This is a genomic window from Mesorhizobium sp. M0293 (assembly GCF_040321735.1).
In the GTDB taxonomy this organism is placed as follows: Bacteria; Pseudomonadota; Alphaproteobacteria; order Rhizobiales; family Rhizobiaceae; genus Mesorhizobium.
This window is the reverse complement of record NZ_JAMYSA010000083.1, coordinates 1-18,601: the sequence shown is the minus strand read 5'-3', so window position 1 is coordinate 18,601 and position 18,601 is coordinate 1. Positions and strand designations below refer to the sequence as shown.

Here is an 18,601-nt window from a genome sequence, read left to right as displayed (position 1 = left end):
GGCAACGCCTGCTATTCTGCCGGCGACGGTTTCTTTCGGAACAGCGCAACCAGATTGTCCCACAGCTCGATCTTGGCGCCCTGGCGCTTCATGATCACGCCCTGCTGGAGGATCGACAGCGTGTTGTTCCAGGCCCAGTAGATGACGAGGCCGGCCGGGAAACCCGCCATCATGAAGGTGAAGATAACAGGCATCCAGGTGAAGATCGCGGCCTGCGTCGGATCCGGCGGCGTCGGGTTCATGCGCATCTGCAGGAACATGGTGACGCCCATGATCAGCGGCCAGACACCGATCATCAGCATGTGCGGAAGCGTGAGCGGAACGAGGCCAAACAGGTTGAAGATCGAGGTCGGATCGGGTGCCGCCAGATCCTGTATCCAGCCGAAGAACGGCGCGTGCCGCATCTCGATGGTGATGTAGAGCACCTTGTAGAGCGAGAAGAAGACCGGGATCTGCAACGCCACCGGCCAGCAGCCGGCAAGCGGGTTGATCTTCTCGGTCTTGTATAGCTCCATCATCGCCTGCTGCTGCTTCATCTTGTCGTCCGCGTATTTCTCGCGGATTTCGAGCATTTTCGGCTGCACCTTCTTCATGTTCGCCATCGACGCATAGGACTTGTTGGCGAGCGGGTAGAAGATGGCCTTGACGATGACGGTGGTGGCGAGAATCGCCAGACCGAAATTGCCGAAGAATTTGTAGAGCGTGTCGATCAGCCAGAACATCGGCTTGGTGATGAAGTGGAACCAACCCCAGTCGATCAACAGGTCGAACCGCTTGATGTGGCGGTCTTCCGCATAGGCGTTGATCTTGCCGACCTCCTTGGCGCCGGCGAAGATTTCGCTCTCCACCGTCGCCGACTGACCGGCATCGACGGTGATCGGGTCGGTCAGGAAGTCGGACTGGTAGCGATGGCGGCCGTCCTCGAAATAGGCGTAGCGTGGCTGGAACGGCTGCTTTTCGGTCGGCACCAGCGTCACCGCCCAGTATTTGTCGGTGATGCCGAGCCAGCCGTCGGTCGACTTGCCCGGCGTGAATTGCTTGTCCTCCTCGATGGACGCGTATTTGTGTTCCTGCAGGCCTTCGGTGCCGGTGAAGCCGATCAGGCCCTCATGCAGCACATAGGTGCTGGCAACGGCCGGCTTGTCGAACCGGGTGACGCGGCCGTAATTGGACAGCGAGACGGCAGCCGTGCCCGCGTTCTGCACCGTGTCGGAAACCGTGAACATGTAGTTGCTGTCGACGGAAAAGGTGCGCTTGAAGGTCAGGCCCTTGTCGTTGGAATAGGTCAGCGTGACCGGCGTTGTCGGCGTTAGCGTCGCATTGCCGTCAACGGCCCATACAGTCTCGGGACCGGGCACCGCGCCGGTCTTGTCGTTACCGACGAAGCCGATCTCGGCATAATAGCCATTGGGCAGTGCCGCCGGGTTGAGCAGGCTGATCTCGGGCGAGTTCTTGTCGACCGTCTCGGTGTAGTGCTTGAGCTTGAGGTCGTCGAGACGGGCGCCGGTGAGGTTGATCGACCCCTCTAGGCTCGGCGTGTCGATCTTGGCGCGAGTCGTCGTGGCCAGCGCCTGTTCGCGGCCGGCCGGTGTCACGGCATCGGTGCCGGGTGCATTCGGAATGGCGCCAGGTGCGGCGGGCGTTCCGGTGTCGGCGCCGGGATTGGTGCCCTGGGCGGCCTTCTTCTGCTCCTCGACGCGCTGCTGTTCGACGCGGGCCGCCTCGCGCTGGGCTTCGCTGCGCGGCAACACGTAAAAATATTGCCATACGGCCAGGATCAGCACCGACAGCGCGATGGTGATGAAGAAGTTCCGGTTGTTTTCCATCGAAAGCCCTTGGCCTATCGTGTTCCGCGCAGTCGGCGGGAGAGTTCGGCCTTCAACTGGCCGAACGGAATGGTAAGCACGTCTTCACGCCCGACGATGACATAGTCATTGCCAGGCGCCATGTCACTTGCCGCATGCGTACGGACGGCTTCTCGCAGCCGCCGCCGGACGCGGTTGCGGACAACCGCATTGCCGACCTTCTTGGTGACGGTGTAGCCGACGCGCGGCGACAGGCCGTCGCCGCGGTCGAGAACTTCAACGAGGAAAAGCCGCCCGCGTCGCTTTTCACCACGACGGACGGCCAGGAATTCCGCGCGCTCCAGAAGCCGCTTGGGATTTGGTCCCACTGGCTTGCCGGTTGCGGGCAACGATCTCGTCTTCCGTTTAGGCGCTGAGCCGCTTGCGGCCACGGTTGCGGCGAGCTGCGACGACACCGCGACCACCCTTGGTGGCCATGCGGGCACGGAAGCCGTGCCGACGTTTGCGGACGAGTTTAGACGGTTGGTAGGTACGCTTCATTTGTTTTAATACCGCGGGGTGCGGCCCTTCTTGATTCTGTCACTGTGTAACAGGAGCTTTGCCGGGCCGGTTTTGGCGCGATCGAAACCGCGCCGGGACGAATGGCCCGAGCGTGTGCGGGCTTATAGAAAGAAGGCTTTTGGAAGTCAATCCGGAGTCGTCGGGCCGAAGCCCGGCGTCGTCCAAGTCGGTTTATGTTTCCGACCAAGGATGAAATTGGCAAAAAAGCCGTAATCGCCTAATCTGCGTTGATCAAGTGATTGTGAAGACATGGACCGCATGAGCGAAACCATACAAGCGCAGGAAGGGACCGGCACGGCGGAGCCCACCATCGTGCGCACGGTGCCGCTGTCGCGCGGCCTGTCGACCAAGCTGCTGCTGCTGACCATTGTTTTCGTGCTGCTGGCCGAAGTGCTGATCTTCTTGCCCTGGATCGCCAGCTACCGGCTGAACTGGCTGAAGGAACGGCTGAGCACGGCGGCGGCCGTGTCGATCGTGCTGGTGCAAGGTGAATCCACCTCGCTGTCGCGTACGGCCCAGAACGACGTGCTGATGGCAATCGGCGCCAAGGCGATCGCGGTGCGCGACGGCGGCGTCTCGCGGCTGCTGGTGGTAGCCGAAATGCCGCCGAAGGTCGACGAACACATCGATATCGCCAGCATTGGCATGGTCAAGGGCATGACCGGCGCGCTCGACACGCTGTTTTTTGGCGGCGACCGGATGCTGCGCGTCTTCGGCCCGGTCGGCGAGTCAGACAAGGAGTTCGAGCTGATCATGCCGGACAACAGCCTGCGCAATGCGATGCTGCGCTATTCGCGCAACGTCGCCTTCGTCTCGCTGCTGATCTCGCTGTTCACCGCAATGCTGGTCTATGCCGCGATCGACCTGATCATGATCGGGCCGATCCGGACCATGACGCGCTCGATGCTGTCTTTTTCCGAAGCCCCCGACGATCCCGGACGCATCATCCATCCGGCCGCCCGCGCCGACGAGATCGGCGTCGCCGAGCGCGAGCTGTCGCAGATGCAGGAACGGCTGCAAAAGATGCTCTCCGAGCAGAAGCATCTTGCCGACCTCGGCCTTGCCGTCTCCAAGATCAACCATGACATGCGCAACATCCTGGCTTCGGCGCAGTTGATGTCGGACCGCCTGCGCCAGGTCAAGGACCCGACCGTACAGGCCTTCGCGCCGAAACTGCTGCGCGCGCTCGACCGTGCCGTCTCCTACTCCGAAGGAGTGCTCGCCTATGGCCGCACGCAGGAGCCGCCACCTTCGCGCCGCAGACTACGGCTGCGCCAGCTGGTCGAGGACGTTCACGGCCTGCTCGACATCGGGCAGGGCATCGAGTTCGTCAATTCCGTCGAGCCGGCCTTCGAGGTGGACGCCGATTCCGATCAGCTGTTTCGCGTGCTCACCAATCTGTGCCGGAACTCCGTGCAGGCCATGGCGGCAGACAGTGAAAGCGCCCTGGTGCGCCGCCTGGCGGTGTCGGCCGTGCGGCTGGGCAGTGTCAGCCGCATTGCCGCAGCGACACCGGCCCCGGTCTGCCGGCCAAAGCGCGGGAGAACCTGTTCGCGGCGTTCCGCGGCTCGGCGCGCAGCGGCGGCACCGGCCTTGGCCTGGCGATCGCGCACGAGCTGATCCGGGCGCATGGCGGCACGGTGGAGCTGGTCGAAAGCATCGGCGGACGCACCACATTCGCCGTCACCATCCCCGACCAGCCGGTCCGGCTCGACCAGGCCCGCAGCAACGGCCTGCGCCGCCCGGCATGACGGGCCGGCGCTGTTTGCCCCGGCGACCGACCTTTCCTCCTTTCCTTGCAGAAACATGTCACCCGAAGGCGTTTCCGGCTTTGGGCGCGTCTCATGCATCGGAAGCGCCGCCCAGACACGATGCGCCTTGGTGGTTTTGAGGCGCTGGGAAACGGGCCGTCATTGCCGGATGACACGCCTGCGACAAAACTTTTGCCGGATCGGCTTGCTTTTCCGAAATTCAGTCGCTAGGGAACACGTCTCGTCGCGGCCGGTCGTTCACGATCGGATCGCGGGGTCATGGAAAGCATGGCCTGATGCGCGCCCGTAGCTCAGCTGGATAGAGCACCAGACTACGAATCTGGGGGTCAGGAGTTCGAATCTCTTCGGGCGCGCCAAATTTCGCATCGCACATTGCGCTTGGAGCCAATGCTTCGACTTGCCCGGACCTACGCAAGTACACGGTTGGGTGAGCCTGCGTCCACGAACTCCCGTATCAGCTCTGCAGCCTAGGGGCCCTGCGTCTCCAGAAGGAGGTGGCCTGCGTCGAGGACGTGAGCCTCCATCCGGGGAAGGTCGATGAGCCACGACTGAACCTCTGCAATGTCGAAAAAGACATCGTGGCGACCCCAAAGAAGCATCGCTCGGGGTTGATGCTTCGCCAGGTAGTCGGCCACCTCCCCGAACCGGTCGACATATCGGCCGTAGTCGGCCAGCAGCGCCTTCTGCAGATCAAGCCGTCCCGGCAGACACATGACCCGCCAGTCTTCAATCCAACGCTCTGCATCGATCTGCGCCGCGATCTCGGGCGGCAGGCCGGCGACGTACTGGTCGCGGGTTCCCTCAAGGGTCAAATGGGCGGTGGCGGCCTTCTCGTTGCCGGCATTCGGCGCAGCCCAGAAGTCCAATGTGGCTTCCCACTGCGGACCAAAGCCGGAGCGGTGGGCATTGGCATTCTGAATGATGAGGCCTTCGACAAGTTCCGGAGCGCGCATGGCGAGCTGAAACGCCACCGGAGCGCCGAAATCATGCAGATAGAGAAACCTGCGGCCCACGTTGAGACGAGCAAGCAGCTCTTCAATCGCGTTGGCCAGCATGTCGAACGATGGCTCGGATGGGAGATCGGATGCGCCGAAGCCCGGAAGGTCAGGCGCAACGACATAGACGGTGCCGGAGAGCCGGGCGGTCACGTCGCTGAACATCCGAGAGGAATTGGGGAAGCCATGCAGCAGGACGAGCGCGGGTTTGGAGACGTCGCCGGCCGTCCGGACAGCCACCTCGCCGCCAGAGGACAAGGATATTTTCTGGATTTCCGGCACGTCCTTTTTCCTCCACGCCCACGCGATCGCCAGGCTGCATGCTTCGTTCGGTTCGACTTTCGGATTTTAGAGAACGCAAAACGGCGTGGAATGTTGCAAAGCCAAGTCTTCGTGGGCTGTCGCTCAAAGCGCGTGGTAAGACCGGGGGCGGAAACCAGCGGAGCCTGATTTGACCATGCCTTCTTCCACCATCAAGCGTGCGCTGATCACCGGGGCCGGTGCGACCGACGGGATCGGCTTTGCCATTGCGCGGCAGCTCGGCCGTGCCGGCCATGCCGTTTTCCTCACCGGCGCCAGTGCGCGTGTGTTGGATCGCGCCGCCGAGCTTAGTGCCGAAGGCATTGATGCGAACGCTGTAATTGCCGATCTCACCAGGGCTGCCGACGTCGCGCGGCTGCGCGCTGATGTCGGTGCGGTCGATATACTGGTCAACAATGCCGGCATGGGCTCGCTGGCATCGCCATCGGTCGACAAGGCGTTTCTCGCCATGACCGAGGCCGACTGGGATCAGGGGATAGACGTCAGCCTGAAGACGGCATTCCTCGTCACAAAGGCGTTTCTGCCGGCGATGGCCGACGCGGGCTATGGGCGTATCGTCAATATGGCGTCGGTCACCGGGCCGCTGGTGTCTTTCGAAGGCACCGCAGCTTATTCCGCCGCCAAGGCCGGCATGGTCGGCCTGACACGCACGCTGGCGCTCGAAGTGGCGAAAAGCGGTATCACGGCCAATGCCGTGGCCCCCGGCTGGATCGAAACGGGCGCATCGAGCGAGATGGAGCGGCAAGCTGCCCTGAACACGCCGCCGGCGCGGGCCGGACGGCCGGATGAGGTCGCCGCAGGGGTGGTGTTCCTGGCCTCGGAAGGCGCCAGCTATGTCAACGGCGTCCTGCTGGTGGTCGATGGCGGCAACAGCCTTCAGGAGCGCAAAGGCTGAAGGCCTGCCGGCGCTGATACCTTCCGCCAATCAGCGGGAACCAAACCGCTCAGCAGCGGTTTTCCACCTGAAGGGACCGCAAACCTTACGGGTGCGGAATAATGCACGACCATCTGGAACTGGAACTGGCGAGAGCCAGGCAGCGCGTCAAACGTGCGGAATTCTTTCTCGCGCGAGCGAATGAGATGCTGGACGAGGAGCGTGGCGTCGGCATCAGCCTTGCCCTGTGCTGCCGGATCAGATCCGAGCAAAAGCGTGTGGCTGAAGCGCGCTCACGCCTCCGCCATATCGATCCCACCACACATTCCATGACTATGATGCCCTTCGAATCTCCCGGCTGAGCAACGGCTCAGGCCCGCGGCGCGCATCGGTAGCGTCCAGGTGGTTCCTCACGACGCCTTGGCAAGAAAATTCCGATAGTCCGACTTGGCCTGCAGCAGGCGCAGCACATTGTCGCGCGATCCGCGCACATGGGCGCGGGCCAGGCTGCCGGCGCGGCTGGCGTCGCCGGCGCAGATGGCGTCGACGATTTCGGCATGCTCGTCGCGGGCAATCTTCCATTCGTCCAGCCACAGCAGCTCGGTCCAGACATAATGCTGGCACTTGTCGAGGATGCCGCACAGCATGCCGTGCAGCATCACATTGCCGCTGATTTCGGCGATGACACGGTGCAGGTCGATGCCGACTTCCAGCTCCTGGAATTTTTCCCTGTTGGTGCGTTCCGGAATGGCGGCCAGCCGCTCGCATTCGGCCAGCATGGCGCGCAGCCGCGCCTTGTCCTGTTCCGTCGCAGCAGTTGCGGCCAGTTCCGTCGCATGGCCGTCGAGCAGCTCGCGGATCTCGAAGGCCTCGCGGAACATGTTGATGTCGAATTCGGTGACGACATAGCCCTGGCGCGGCCTGCCGGTGACCAGGCCATCACGCTCGAGGCGGTTGAAGGCTTCGCGCACCGGTGTGCGGCTGACATTCAGCTTCACGGCGATGTCGTTTTCGGTGACGCGCGAGCCCGGCGGAATCTGGCCGGTCACGATCATCGCCTTGAGTGAGGAATAGACCGAGTCGCGCAGCGTATTTTTGGTTTCCTTGGCCAAGATTCCCTTCCCACTTCTCCGGTCTTTCAGCCGGAACACGCATAGCTGTAGCCGCAGTCGGCGTAATTTGCCACGCCCGGCGAGGCCCGTCCCCCGCCACTTTGTCCGGCACGAAACGCGTTCATGCGATCGCGCCGGTCGGTGTTGACAAGATCGACCGCTAGGCTACACTCAAAATTGTATACAAGATAGCATGCGAAATCAAAAACAAATGGGAACACCGGTTGGAGAGCCGAAAATGAACAGGACAAGAAGCGTTAGTGTTGTTGCGGTTGCCGGCCTCATGGCCTCGCTCGCTGCCCCCGCAATGGCGGGCGACACCATCACCGTCGCCTCATGGGGCGGCACCTATCAGGAGGCGCAGACCAAGGCGTTCTTCAAGCCGACCGCCGATGCGCTCGGCATCACCATCAAGGAGGACACAACCAACGGCCTCGACGACGTGCGGCTGCAAGTGACCGGCAATGCGGTGAAATGGGACATCACGGAATTGGGCGCCGACGAATGCGCGCGCGGTTCGAAGGAAGGGCTGTTCGAGAAGCTCGATTACGGCATCATCGACAAGAGCGGCATCAACCCGAAGCTCGTCCATGACGACTGGGTCGGCATTTCCTACACGTCGGTCGTGCTCATCTACCGGACCGATGTTTTCGGCGACAAAGGCCCGAAGACATGGGCCGATTTCTGGAACGTCGAGAAATTCCCGGGACGGCGCGCGCTGAGCGGCAGCCAGGCGACGGAAACGCTGAGCGTTGCCGCACTTGCCGAGGGCATTCCGATCGACAAGGTCTATCCGGTCGATATCGACGGCGCCTTGAAATCGGTCGACAAGATCCGCAGCCATGTCGACGCCTGGTGGACCTCCGGCGCCCAGGCCATGCAGCTGGTCAAGGACGGCGAAGTGGATATGGCGAGCATCTGGAACGGCCGCGCCGGCACCTTGAAAAAGGAAGGCGCGCCGGTCAGCTTCTCCTTCGACCAGGGCGTGCTGACCGCCGACTGCATGGTCATTCCCAAGGGCGCCAAGAACAAGGAGGCGGCGATGAAGGCGCTGGCGATGTTCGTCAGCCCGCAATTGCAGGCCAATCTGCCGCTCTATGTCGACAATGGGCCAGCGAACGAAAAGGCCTTCGAGACCGGCAAGATCCCGCCGGACCGGATCAAGGACATCAATTCGTCGCCCGAAAACGTCAAGAAGCAGGTGCTGCAGGATCCCGAGTTCTGGCGCGACAATCTGGTCGAGGCGACGGAAAAATTCAACAATCTGATCCAGCAATAGGCCGCGGCCGGAAGCTCATAGCGAGGCGGCGCAACCCAGCAGCCTGCCTCGCCACCTCTTGTTTGCCGGCTAAGGAGAGAAAAATCTTGTCCATTGCGCCATCCGCGCTGCCGATCGGCATGCGCCGGATCGAGAAACGATTTGGCAGCGTAGCGGTTCTGCGTGACCTGAACCTCGATGTCGAGGCCGGCGAATTCCTGACGCTGCTCGGGCCTTCCGGCTCCGGAAAGACGACGCTGCTGATGATCCTGGCCGGCTTCGTGCGGGCCAATGCCGGCTCGATCAGGGTCGGCGACGACGAGATCATCACCACGCCGCCGCACAAGCGCAACATCGGCATGGTGTTCCAGAACTACGCGCTGTTTCCGCATATGAACGTCTTCCACAACATCGCCTTTCCGCTGAAGCAGCGCGGCGTTGCCGCCGCAGAGACGGCCGAGCGCGTGGAAAAGGCGCTCGATCTGGTGAAATTGCAGGGCCTGGGCGAGCGCCGGGTCGACCAGCTTTCCGGCGGCCAGCGCCAGCGCGTGGCGCTGGCGCGCGCCATCGTGTTCGAGCCGCGCATCGTGCTGATGGACGAACCCCTGTCGGCGCTCGACAAGGGCCTGCGCGAGCATATGCAGATCGAGCTGCGTGCCCTGCACCGGCGGCTTGGCATGACCACGGTCTATGTCACGCACGACCAGCGCGAAGCGATCACCATGTCGGACCGCATCGCCGTCATGAACGGCGGACGTATCGAACAGCTCGACAAGCCCGAAACCCTTTACGCCACGCCGCAAACGCGGTTCGTAGCCGGCTTCATAGGCGAATCGAATTTCATTCCGGTCGAATGCCGCAATGGGTCGGTCTGGTACGAGGACCGGAGAATCCACACCGTAGCGCCGGCGCCTGCATCGGGCCAGCACTTGATGGTGGTGCGGCCGGAGAAGCTGCGGCTGCTCTCGAATGCCGAACCGGCAAGCGGCGTCAACATGCTCGACGCGACGCTCAGCGACATCATCTATCAGGGCGACAGCTTCGTCTGCTACGCAATGCTGCGCGACGGCCGCCAGCTGACATTGCGCGACTATTGCCGCAGCGACGTGCTGGCCAAAATGCCGGCTCCCGGCCAGCCAGTCAGGCTCGGCCTCGATGCACAGGACACGATCCTGGTGGCGGCGGACTGATGAGCGCGCAATCCACTCTCATTGAAGAGACTGGCAGCCGTGCGGGCCGGGAGTTGAACACGCTGGTGCTGCGCACTGATGCACGGCGCGAGTCGTTGCGGCTGATGGCGCTGCTGTCGCCGAGCCTGTTCCTCGTCTTTGCCATCATCATCGTGCCGATCGGCTGGCTGTTCTGGCTATCGCTGTTCGACGAGGCCGGCGCCCTCAGTCCCGCCAACTATGCGCGCTTCTTCGAACAGGCCTCCTACATCAAGACCTTCGTCACCACCTTCAAGGTCGCCTTCATCGTCACCGGCGCCTGTGTCCTGCTTGGCTATCCCCTGGCCTACATGCTATCGCAACTGCCGCGCCGGGCGGCGTCGATCTGCCTGATCTTCGTCATCCTGCCGTTCTGGACGTCGGTTCTGGTGCGCACCTATGCCTGGCTGGTGATCCTGCAGCGCAAGGGGCTGATCAACAGCTGGCTGATCGACCTCGGCGTGATCAACCAGCCGCTGTCGCTGGCCAACAATCTGTCGGGCGTGGTCATCGGCATGACGCACATATTGCTGCCGTTCCTGGTGCTGCCGCTCTACGCCTCGATGAAGACGATCGACACCGACTGCCTGCGCGCCGGCATGAACCTTGGCGCCGGCCCGGTCGCCACCTTCCGGCAGATCTTCTTTCCGCTGTCGCTGCCCGGCCTCGCCTCGGGCGTGGTCATCGTCTTCGTGCTGTGCCTGGGCTTCTTCGTCACCCCGGCGCTGATGGGCGGCGGCAAGGTGATCATGTGGGCCATGCGCATGGAACAAACCACCAGCCTCTATTCCAACTGGGGGGCGGGTGCCGCCCTTGGCGTCGTGCTGCTGGTGGTCACGCTGGCGCTTCTCGGCTTGTTCCAGTGGCTGCTCGGCGCGCGCGCCACCGGTTTATGGAGTTCACGATGAGTAGGGATCTCGGCCTGCCGATCTCGCACCGGCAACGCCTGTGGCTTTACGCACTCGGCGGCCTCGTCCTGTTGTTCCTGATTGCGCCGTCGATCATCATCGTCATCATGTCGTTTTCGGATTCGACGCTGCTGCAATTCCCGCCGCAGCAATGGTCGCTGCGCTGGTACCAGACCTATTTCCAGTCGCTGGAGTGGCGTGACGCGACGATCGTCTCGGTCAAGGTGGCTGTCATGACCGTGCTCGTCGCGACACCGCTCGGCACCGCGGCCGCCTATGCCATCAACAGGGGCACGCTGCGCTTCAACGGCACCATCAACGGGCTGCTGACGGCGTCGCTGATCGTCCCGGTGATCCTGATCGGCATCGGCACCTTCTTCCTCTATGCGCGGATCGGGCTCAACAACACGCTGACCGGCCTAGTCATCGCGCATACGGTGCAGGCACTGCCGCTGGTGGTGCTGACCGTGCTGTCGGGCTTGCGCTCCTACGACATGAACCAGGAGCGGGTGGCGCGCAGCCTCGGCGCCGGCCGTGTCGCCGCCTTCTGGCAGGTGACGATGCCGCAGATCCGCTTCTCGATCGTCTCGGGCGCGCTGTTTGCCTTCATCACCTCCTTCGACGAAGTGGTGGTTTCGCTGTTCATATCGGGCGGCGAGACCACGACCTTGACGCGCCGCATGTTCAATGCGCTGCGCGACCAGATTGACCCGACGATCGCCGCCATCTCGACCTGCCTGATCGTGCTGTCCGTCGTGCTGTTGTCGGTTGCACAGATCTTCGGCCGGCGGCATTGATTCAGATGACCAATTCGCAGAAGTGACCAATTTGCAGAAGTGACTAGGGGATATCCAGACAGAATGCGTGATTTCCAGTTTCCCGGCCGCTCGCCGGTTCGTGCCACTGAGGCGGTTGCCGCGACGTCACATCCGCTTGCAACCCTTGCCGCCATCGAGATGCTGCGCTCCGGCGGCAATGCCATGGATGCAGCGGTCTGCGCTGCCGCCGTGCAGGCGGTGGTCGAACCGCAGTCGACCGGCATCGGCGGCGATTGCTTCGTGCTCTATAGCCCGGCAGGACAAGGCAATGTGCTGGCCTTCAACGGCTCCGGCCGCGCGCCGGCCAAGGCGACGGTCGACTGGTATCTCGAAAAAGGCTTCGACCGCATACCGCTACAGGGTCCGCATGCGGTCACCGTGCCGGGCGCCGTCGATGCCTGGAGCCGCCTGCTCGACGACCATGGCCGCAAGGGCCTTGCCGAGGCGCTGGCGCCCGCCATCCATTATGCCGAAAACGGCTATGTCGTGCATGACCGTGTCGCCTTCGACTGGGCCGAACCGGAAACCGATCTGTCGGCCGACGAACATGCCGCGCGCATCTTCCTGCCCGGCGGCAAGGCGCCGAAGGCCGGCGATGTGCACCGGCAGCCGGAACTGGCGGCGACCTTGCGGATCATCGCCAAGCATGGCCGGACTGGTTTCTACGAAGGCGCTGTCGCCGACGATATCGTGCGCCGGCTCAACGAACTGGGCGGACTTCATTCGGCTGAGGATTTCGCTGCGACCCGAGGCGACTATGTGGCGCCGGTCAGCACCTCCTATGGCGGCCACGACATCCACCAGATGCCGCCGAACAATCAGGGGCTGACGGCGCTTTTGATGCTGAATTTGCTGTCGGGCTTCAAGCTCGGCGGGCTCGACCCCAATGGCGCCGAGCGCCTGCATCTGGAGATCGAGGCCGGGCGGCTGGCCTATCGCGACCGCGACCGTTACGTCGGCGACCAGGACCATGTCCCGGTGCCGGTCAAGCAACTCCTGTCCGGCGGCTATGCCGACCGGCTGCGCGCCGAGATCAACCGCGACCGCGCCATGACCCACCTGCCGCGCGTGGAATTGCCCGGCAGCGACACGGTCTACATCTCCATCGTCGACCGCGACCGCAACGCGGTCTCCTTCATCAACTCGACCTACTATTCGTTCGGCAGCGGCGTCGTCAGCCCGAAGACCGGCATCGTGCTGCAGAACCGCGGCTCGAGCTTCCGCCTCGACCCGGCACACCCGAACGCAATCGCGCCCGGCAAACGGCCGATGCACACGATCATGCCGGGCATGGCGACGAAGAACGGCCGCGTCGTGATGCCGTTCGGCGTCATGGGCGGCGGCTACCAGCCGTTCGGACATGTCCATTTGCTCACCAACATGCTCGACTTCGGCATGGACCCGCAGCAGGCGCTGGATGCGCCGCGAGTGTTTTACAATGACGACATGGTGGAGGCCGAGCGTGGCGTTCCCACCGAGGCAATCGAGGGCCTGCGCCGGCGCGGCCACCGCATCACCGAACCGCATCATCCGCTTGGCGGCGGACAGGTGGTGCTGATCGACTGGGAGAAAGGGACGCTGACCGGCGCCTCCGATCCGCGCAAGGATGGTTTGGCGCTTGGCTACTGAGGCGATCCGTTGTCCAATAGCGTATCCATATCGAGGCAAGCCCGTCAGCGTGGCTCCCGCCAATAGTCGTTCGAAATCCAGTCGGTGATCATGACCAATATTGCAAATCCCAAAGACCTCTCCCGCCGTCTCGCCGCCGGCGCCGACGATGCGCTGGCGATTTCGGCGCCCGACAGGGCGACGCTCACCCATGGCGGATTGCGCAGCCTGATCGCTGACACGGCAAAACAGCTGCATGCGCGCGGCATCGGCCGAGGCGACAGGGTGGCGATCGTGCTGCCGAACGGGCCGGAGATGGCCACCGCCTTCGTCGCCGTGGCGGCGACCGCCTCGACGGCGCCGCTCAATCCCGCCTACCGGGCCGACGAGCTCGATTTCTACCTGACCGACATTGGCGCCAAGGCGATCCTTGTCGCGGAGAGCGAGACCGGACCGGCGGTGACAGTGGCAGAACGCCTAGGCATCGGCGTGCTGCGGCTTGTCGTTCTGCCCGACACACCGGCCGGCAGCTTTATGATCGAGGGCGCGGCGGTCGGACCGCCGGCTGCTCCCGACATGGCCCAGGACAGCGACATCGCGCTGTTGCTGCACACGTCCGGCACGACCTCGCGGCCAAAACTGGTGCCGCTCAGCCATGCCAACATCGCGGCCTCGGCCGCCCATATTGGCGCGACGCTTGGCCTGACGGCCGATGACCGTTGCCTCAACATCATGCCGCTGTTCCACATTCACGGCCTGATCGCGGCCGTGCTGTCGTCGTTGGCATCAGGCGGCAGCATCTACTGCACGCCCGGCTTCAACGCGCTGCGCTTCTTCCAGTGGCTGGGCGAGGCACGGCCGAGCTGGTATACGGCGGTGCCGACCATGCATCAGGCGATCCTGCCGCGCGCAGCGCGCAATGCCGAGGTGCTGGCAGCGGCGCGTCTGCGCTTCATCCGTTCGTCCTCGGCGTCGCTGCCGGCGCAAGTGATGGCCGAACTGGAAGCGACCTTCGGCTGCCCGGTGATCGAATCCTACGGGATGACCGAGGCCGCGCACCAGATGGCGTCGAACCGGCTGCCGCCGGGCCTGCGCAAGCCGGGCAGCGTCGGCGCCTCCGCCGGTCCGGACGTGGCTGTCATGGCGCCCGACGGGCGACTGCTCAAGGCCGGTGAGACCGGCGAGATCGTCATTCGCGGCCCCAATGTGACTGATGGCTACGAGAAGAACCCGGATGCTAACGCCACGGCTTTCGCACATGGCTGGTTCCACACCGGCGACCAGGGCGTGCTGGACGAGGACGGATATCTCAGGGTGACCGGACGGCTCAAGGAGATCATCAACCGTGGCGGCGAAAAAATCTCGCCGCTTGAGGTCGACGATATGCTGATGGATCATCCGGCGGTGGCGCAGGTCGTCACCTTTGCCATGCCGCATGACAAGCTTGGCGAGGAGGTGGCGGCGGCGGTTGTGCTGCGCGACGGCATCAGTGCCACCGAGGGCGACATCCGCCTCTATGCCGCGACGCGGCTTGCCGACTTCAAGGTGCCGCGCAAGATCCTGATCCTGGACGAGATCCCCAAGGGCGCGACCGGCAAATTGCAACGCATCGGCCTTGCCGCCAAACTCGGACTTTGACGATGAAGATCACCATCTTCGGCGCCGGCGCGATCGGCGGCTATCTCGCGGCCAAGCTTGTCATCACTGGGCGGACCGATCTTTCGATCGTTGCGCGCGGCGCGCATCTGGAAGCGATCAAGGCAAATGGCCTGCGCCTGATCGAGGATGGCCGGGAAATGCCGGTCCCCGTCCGGGCCGCCGCCAAGGCAGAGGAACTTGGCGCCCAGGACTATGTCGTGCTGGCGCTGAAGGCTCACTCCCTCACGTCAGCCCTCGACCAGATCGCGCCGCTGCTTGGGGACCACACATCGGTCGTCACCATGCAGAACGGCGTGCCGTGGTGGTACTTCCATGGCGTTGGCGGGCCGCTCGAAGGCACCAGGCTGAACGCGGTCGATCCCGGCGGCGCGATCTGGCAGCGGATCGGGCCGCAGCGCGTCATCGGCTCGGTCGTCTATCCTGCCGTCGAAGTCGATGCGCCCGGGCTCATCCGCCATGTCGAGGGCAAGCGCTTCTCGCTCGGCGAACCCTCCGGCGAGCGCAGCGAGCGGGTCACGCTTCTGGCCAAGGAGATGGTCAAGGCCGGTCTGCAGGTCCCGGTGCGCGACGACATCCGCAGCGAGATCTGGGTCAAGCTATGGGGTAATCTTTCCTTCAACCCGATCTCCGCGCTGACCGGCAGCACGCTGGCGGCGATCGTTGCCGACGATCGCACCCGCACGCTGGCCCGCACCATGATGCTGGAGGCGCAGGCGATCGGCGAAAGCCTAGGCGTGCGTTTTCCCATAGCGGTCGATCGGCGCATCAAGGGCGCCGGCGATGTCGGCGAACACAAGACCTCGATGCTGCAGGATCTCGAGCGCGGCCGGCCGATGGAGATCGACGCGCTGGTGGCCGCAGTCCAGGAACTTGGCCGGCTAACGGACAAGCCGACCCCCACCATCGATGCCGTGCTGGCGCTGGTGCAGCGGCTGGCGGTGGAGCGGGGATGTTATGGGTAAGGCGGGCTTAGAGAGTAGCATGCTGAACGCCATTCACCACGTCGCGCTCATCTGCACCGACTACGACCGGTCGCGACGGTTCTACGTCGAACTCCTCGGCCTCGATCTGATCCGGGAGGTCTATCGGGAAGAGCGACAGTCATGGAAAGCGGATCTGCGGATCGGGTCGGTCCAACTGGAATTGTTCTCCTTCCCTGCACCAGCGATGCGGCCGTCCCATCCAGAGGCGACAGGCCTGAGACATCTAGCATTTGCCGTGGCGAGCCTTGATCCTGTAATCATGCGCCTGCAAGCCGCAGGCGTTGCCGTTGAGCCAATCCGGATCGACCCATATACAGACCAACGGTTTACCTTTTTCAGGGATCCGGATGGATTGCCGCTGGAACTCTACGAAGCCCCATAAGGAACGGTTCGCTTTCGCGACGGGCGCTGTGTACTGCCGGGTCTTATCGGTATCGGCGGAACCGCGAATCTGTGCTAAGCGCCGCCCAAACCAACCAAGGGACGACACCGATGAGCGAACTGACCGTGGCCGAGGCGACTGAAAACATCTATGCCTCGCTCCGAGCGGACAATGCCGACATCGACGCACATATCGCGACGCTTAAGGCAGCGCTGACACGAGAGGGGATAAAACAGGCGGTGTTCGATCCGACCAAGTTGGCGCAGAACAACCGCTCGGGCCGCAAGTTGATGCAGGCTTATTTTCGGCAGCGCGGCGTCAGCGTGAGGTTTTCGGACTAGAACAGTTCATCGCTTCACGGGTCCTCCATCGGCTGCCGAGTGCATAACCGACTCATTCATTCACCAAAACAATTCATAACAGTGACGCTTCGGGCCTTCACAATTGACCGGCTCAATAACAGCTATCTGCCGCCGCAAGTGCTTCGGCGCGGTGAGCTTCGTCCAGTGCGCCAATCCGTCGAACCGACGCATAGAACCTGAAATAGTCGCCCGAACACAGATCGAACAAGCGGAGAAAAGCGGTCACCCGATCACTATAAACGGAAGTCGCGGCGAGCTTCGCGTTGTTGATTGGGGAAGCGAACCAGGCATCGTATCCCCGGTATCGACCCCAGCGCCTGTCGCGCATGTGTCGGTAGCGCATCCGCAGCCGTTCAATCGCGGCCGTCTTTGCGGCCAGCTTTTGCTCCGAGGTGCCGGAGCTGGAATAGACTTGCGTTAACTCGTCCCGGGTCTGCGACACAAGCGCAAGAAATTCAGCTTTGCGCCTCCGGGCAGCTTCGTAACGGCGCAATGCGGCGGTATCGCCAGCCGCGCGCAGCCATTTTTTCACGCCGGTCGTTTCAACGGCGACGGCGAACGCCTCGTTGAATGCGGTATCGTCGTGCACGTAGACGCGCTGGTGGGCCAGTTCATGGAAAACCAGCCCTGCAAGATAGGTTTCATCCTGTCCGAGCATCGTGCTTAGCAGCGGGTCACTTGACCAGCCAAGCGTGGAATATGCCGTGACGCCCGTCACATAGACGTCCATGCCCTGCCCTTGAAGTTCGACAGCGGTTTCAGTCGCCGACTTCTTGGAGAAATATCCCCGGTAGGGCACGCAGCCGAAAACGGGAAAACACCATGTTCGCGGCGTCAGCGAGAATTCCGGCGCGGCGAAGACGGCCCATGTCACCGAGTCACGACCGATATCAACATAGCTGCGGTAGCTATTGTTGTCGGGCAGCGCCAGTTCATCTGTTGCGAACTGTCGTATGGCGCTGGCCGACGCCATTCGGGCGCGCAATGCCTTCGGCGTCGAAGGATCCTCGATCAGTTTTCCGACATCCTTGCGTGCCGTCATGATCTGCAGATGACCGTTCACGGATTGCGCGTAGTAGGAAATTCTGGTGCAGCCGGTCACGCCGGACGCCACGATCACAACGGCAACCAATCGAAAGAATGCGCGCATCACGATTTGCCCATGGCACCGCTCACCCATTTCGATAGGGCGATTGTCGCGATTGCCCCAGGTCACAAGCAGTCGCATGATTTGATCGAGGTCTATAGCTTTCTAAAGAAGCTGGACAAAATATTCGGACCCGCTCCGCCCGGCCGCGAGGCGCATTCTTCTCGCGCCACAGTCGATGACGGGCTGCGACGCCCTGCTCGTGGCAGGAGGCCACCTGACGCGCCCCGGTCACTTCACGGAAAAGTCGACCGCTTCCTTCACCGTGCCGTCAACGGCGATCTGCACCTGATAGGTGCCGACCGGCCAGCCGGCATCCGGCTTGGTCACCGAGGAGTCGACATGGTTTTCGATCATGCCGATTTCGAAGCTGACCTCGTCGATTTTGTAGTTCGCCGGCGCGACACCGCCCGAATCCACCGAAATCCAGCTCACGGTGAGCTTCGATCCCGAGGCCACCGCGTCGGTCAGATCGGCGGAGAGGAAGATGCTGGCCGTATCCGGCGCAAATGTCGCCTGAGTCTCTTTTGCGTCCTTGCTTGCGGACAGCACGATGTTTTCAAAGTCTTCGGCCTGCGCGTGCACAGCGAACGTCCCAACCGCCACCAGGGCGGCGGCCCCTATCATCATCGACCGAATGCGCATGCTCTTCCCTTTGGATTGAAACAACCGCCCGCGTCCGACTCATGTGGCGCGTGCCCACAGCCGCCCTGTAGAATGCGAGGCCAGGGGTTGTCCATGGAGCCCCAGGGCAATCGCTTCGGGTTAACGGGAGGTGCGTATGGGATGCGAATGTGATTCATGAGGGGCTTCGTGATTTGCGGAGCC

18 protein-coding genes, 1 tRNA gene and 1 pseudogene are annotated in these 18,601 nt (G+C 63.0%); 13 read left to right on the top strand and 7 right to left on the bottom strand.

The window, feature by feature from the left end; all coding sequences use genetic code 11:
- Nucleotides 1-11 precede the first annotated feature (11 nt).
- Genes yidC through rpmH form a run of 3 tightly spaced genes read right to left on the bottom strand, consistent with a single transcriptional unit; the run spans nucleotide 12 to nucleotide 2,345 of the window.
- On the bottom strand, nucleotides 12-1,826 hold the full coding sequence (yidC, locus tag NKJ06_RS25440) for a membrane protein insertase YidC (RefSeq protein WP_352634757.1): 1,815 nt from the start codon (nucleotides 1,824-1,826) through the stop codon (nucleotides 12-14).
- Between the two features lie 14 nt (nucleotides 1,827-1,840).
- Entirely contained in the window at nucleotides 1,841-2,194 is a 354-nt protein-coding gene (gene rnpA, locus NKJ06_RS25435) for a ribonuclease P protein component (RefSeq protein WP_352811023.1), read from the bottom strand.
- A gap of 16 nt (nucleotides 2,195-2,210) precedes the next feature.
- Nucleotides 2,211-2,345: a 50S ribosomal protein L34 gene (gene rpmH / locus NKJ06_RS25430; RefSeq protein ID WP_008833937.1), complete on the bottom strand. Its 135-nt coding sequence runs from the start codon at nucleotides 2,343-2,345 to the stop codon at nucleotides 2,211-2,213.
- Between the two features lie 279 nt (nucleotides 2,346-2,624).
- On the opposite strand from rpmH, the pseudogene NKJ06_RS25425 reads away from it, so the two are divergent.
- A pseudogene (locus NKJ06_RS25425) lies at nucleotides 2,625-4,117 on the top strand (ATP-binding protein).
- Nucleotides 4,118-4,417: 300 nt separating this feature from the next.
- Nucleotides 4,418-4,494, top strand: a tRNA-Arg gene (locus NKJ06_RS25420).
- Nucleotides 4,495-4,605: 111 nt separating this feature from the next.
- Here NKJ06_RS25420 and NKJ06_RS25415 read toward each other — a convergent pair.
- Nucleotides 4,606-5,415, bottom strand: a complete 810-nt coding sequence (locus NKJ06_RS25415; RefSeq protein ID WP_352634814.1) for an alpha/beta fold hydrolase — start codon at nucleotides 5,413-5,415, stop codon at nucleotides 4,606-4,608.
- 175 nt (nucleotides 5,416-5,590) lie between these two features.
- On the opposite strand from NKJ06_RS25415, the gene NKJ06_RS25410 reads away from it, so the two are divergent.
- Both NKJ06_RS25410 and NKJ06_RS25405 read left to right on the top strand, forming a co-directional pair.
- On the top strand, nucleotides 5,591-6,349 hold the full coding sequence (locus tag NKJ06_RS25410; RefSeq protein WP_352634816.1) for an SDR family NAD(P)-dependent oxidoreductase: 759 nt from the start codon (nucleotides 5,591-5,593) through the stop codon (nucleotides 6,347-6,349).
- 101 nt (nucleotides 6,350-6,450) lie between these two features.
- Nucleotides 6,451-6,690, top strand: a complete 240-nt coding sequence (locus NKJ06_RS25405; protein WP_352634818.1) for a hypothetical protein — start codon at nucleotides 6,451-6,453, stop codon at nucleotides 6,688-6,690.
- 48 nt (nucleotides 6,691-6,738) lie between these two features.
- Here NKJ06_RS25405 and NKJ06_RS25400 read toward each other — a convergent pair whose 3' ends face one another.
- Nucleotides 6,739-7,440, bottom strand: coding sequence for a GntR family transcriptional regulator (locus NKJ06_RS25400; protein ID WP_352634820.1), 702 nt, complete (start codon nucleotides 7,438-7,440; stop codon nucleotides 6,739-6,741).
- A 238-nt stretch (nucleotides 7,441-7,678) separates the two neighbouring features.
- Here NKJ06_RS25400 and NKJ06_RS25395 point away from each other — a divergent pair, with 238 nt between their 5' ends.
- The 9 genes from NKJ06_RS25395 to NKJ06_RS25355 all read left to right on the top strand — a co-directional run bounded on the left by NKJ06_RS25395 (nucleotide 7,679) and on the right by NKJ06_RS25355 (nucleotide 16,605).
- Nucleotides 7,679-8,719 (top strand): ABC transporter substrate-binding protein, encoded by a 1,041-nt coding sequence (locus tag NKJ06_RS25395; protein WP_352634821.1) that lies wholly within the window; start codon nucleotides 7,679-7,681, stop codon nucleotides 8,717-8,719.
- Nucleotides 8,720-8,805: 86 nt separating this feature from the next.
- Complete coding sequence (locus NKJ06_RS25390; protein WP_352634824.1) at nucleotides 8,806-9,888, top strand: ABC transporter ATP-binding protein; 1,083 nt, start codon at nucleotides 8,806-8,808, stop codon at nucleotides 9,886-9,888.
- Entirely contained in the window at nucleotides 9,888-10,814 is a 927-nt protein-coding gene (locus NKJ06_RS25385) for an ABC transporter permease (RefSeq protein WP_352634826.1), read from the top strand. The genes NKJ06_RS25390 and NKJ06_RS25385 overlap by 1 nt, the downstream gene beginning before the upstream one ends.
- On the top strand, nucleotides 10,811-11,611 hold the full coding sequence (locus tag NKJ06_RS25380) for an ABC transporter permease (protein WP_352634828.1): 801 nt from the start codon (nucleotides 10,811-10,813) through the stop codon (nucleotides 11,609-11,611). The genes NKJ06_RS25385 and NKJ06_RS25380 overlap by 4 nt, the downstream gene beginning before the upstream one ends.
- Nucleotides 11,612-11,674: 63 nt before the next feature.
- Nucleotides 11,675-13,261, top strand: a complete 1,587-nt coding sequence (ggt, locus tag NKJ06_RS25375; protein WP_352634831.1) for a gamma-glutamyltransferase — start codon at nucleotides 11,675-11,677, stop codon at nucleotides 13,259-13,261.
- 90 nt (nucleotides 13,262-13,351) lie between these two features.
- The gene (locus NKJ06_RS25370) at nucleotides 13,352-14,878 is read left to right on the top strand and encodes an acyl--CoA ligase (protein ID WP_352634833.1); all 1,527 of its coding nucleotides are present in this window, start codon (nucleotides 13,352-13,354) and stop codon (nucleotides 14,876-14,878) included.
- Between the two features lie 2 nt (nucleotides 14,879-14,880).
- Entirely contained in the window at nucleotides 14,881-15,861 is a 981-nt protein-coding gene (locus NKJ06_RS25365) for a 2-dehydropantoate 2-reductase (RefSeq protein WP_352634835.1), read from the top strand.
- Between the two features lie 19 nt (nucleotides 15,862-15,880).
- Complete coding sequence (gene gloA2, locus NKJ06_RS25360; RefSeq protein ID WP_352634837.1) at nucleotides 15,881-16,264, top strand: SMU1112c/YaeR family gloxylase I-like metalloprotein; 384 nt, start codon at nucleotides 15,881-15,883, stop codon at nucleotides 16,262-16,264.
- Between the two features lie 110 nt (nucleotides 16,265-16,374).
- On the top strand, nucleotides 16,375-16,605 hold the full coding sequence (locus NKJ06_RS25355; protein WP_352634839.1) for a hypothetical protein: 231 nt from the start codon (nucleotides 16,375-16,377) through the stop codon (nucleotides 16,603-16,605).
- 112 nt (nucleotides 16,606-16,717) lie between these two features.
- Here NKJ06_RS25355 and NKJ06_RS25350 read toward each other — a convergent pair whose 3' ends face one another.
- Entirely contained in the window at nucleotides 16,718-17,776 is a 1,059-nt protein-coding gene (locus NKJ06_RS25350; RefSeq protein WP_352634845.1) for an aminopeptidase, read from the bottom strand.
- A 228-nt stretch (nucleotides 17,777-18,004) separates the two neighbouring features.
- Nucleotides 18,005-18,418, bottom strand: coding sequence for a hypothetical protein (locus NKJ06_RS25345; RefSeq protein WP_352811018.1), 414 nt, complete (start codon nucleotides 18,416-18,418; stop codon nucleotides 18,005-18,007).
- Between the last annotated feature and the right edge of the window lie 183 nt (nucleotides 18,419-18,601).

Excerpts from the sequence above, each read along its gene's own strand:
- NKJ06_RS25405 (WP_352634818.1), top strand. The coding sequence starts at position 6,451 with ATGCACGACCATCTGGAACTGGAACTGGCGAGAGCCAGGCAGCGCGTC.
- NKJ06_RS25370 (WP_352634833.1), top strand. The coding sequence starts at position 13,352 with ATGACCAATATTGCAAATCCCAAAGACCTCTCCCGCCGTCTCGCCGCC.
- gloA2 (WP_352634837.1), top strand. The coding sequence starts at position 15,881 with ATGCTGAACGCCATTCACCACGTCGCGCTCATCTGCACCGACTACGAC.
- ggt (WP_352634831.1), top strand. The coding sequence starts at position 11,675 with ATGCGTGATTTCCAGTTTCCCGGCCGCTCGCCGGTTCGTGCCACTGAG.
- yidC (WP_352634757.1), bottom strand. The coding sequence starts at position 1,826 with ATGGAAAACAACCGGAACTTCTTCATCACCATCGCGCTGTCGGTGCTG.
- NKJ06_RS25410 (WP_352634816.1), top strand. The coding sequence starts at position 5,591 with ATGCCTTCTTCCACCATCAAGCGTGCGCTGATCACCGGGGCCGGTGCG.
- rpmH (WP_008833937.1), bottom strand. The coding sequence starts at position 2,345 with ATGAAGCGTACCTACCAACCGTCTAAACTCGTCCGCAAACGTCGGCAC.
- NKJ06_RS25395 (WP_352634821.1), top strand. The coding sequence starts at position 7,679 with ATGAACAGGACAAGAAGCGTTAGTGTTGTTGCGGTTGCCGGCCTCATG.
- NKJ06_RS25345 (WP_352811018.1), bottom strand. The coding sequence starts at position 18,418 with ATGCGCATTCGGTCGATGATGATAGGGGCCGCCGCCCTGGTGGCGGTT.
- NKJ06_RS25355 (WP_352634839.1), top strand. The coding sequence starts at position 16,375 with ATGAGCGAACTGACCGTGGCCGAGGCGACTGAAAACATCTATGCCTCG.
- NKJ06_RS25365 (WP_352634835.1), top strand. The coding sequence starts at position 14,881 with ATGAAGATCACCATCTTCGGCGCCGGCGCGATCGGCGGCTATCTCGCG.
- NKJ06_RS25380 (WP_352634828.1), top strand. The coding sequence starts at position 10,811 with ATGAGTAGGGATCTCGGCCTGCCGATCTCGCACCGGCAACGCCTGTGG.
- NKJ06_RS25350 (WP_352634845.1), bottom strand. The coding sequence starts at position 17,776 with ATGCGCGCATTCTTTCGATTGGTTGCCGTTGTGATCGTGGCGTCCGGC.
- NKJ06_RS25385 (WP_352634826.1), top strand. The coding sequence starts at position 9,888 with ATGAGCGCGCAATCCACTCTCATTGAAGAGACTGGCAGCCGTGCGGGC.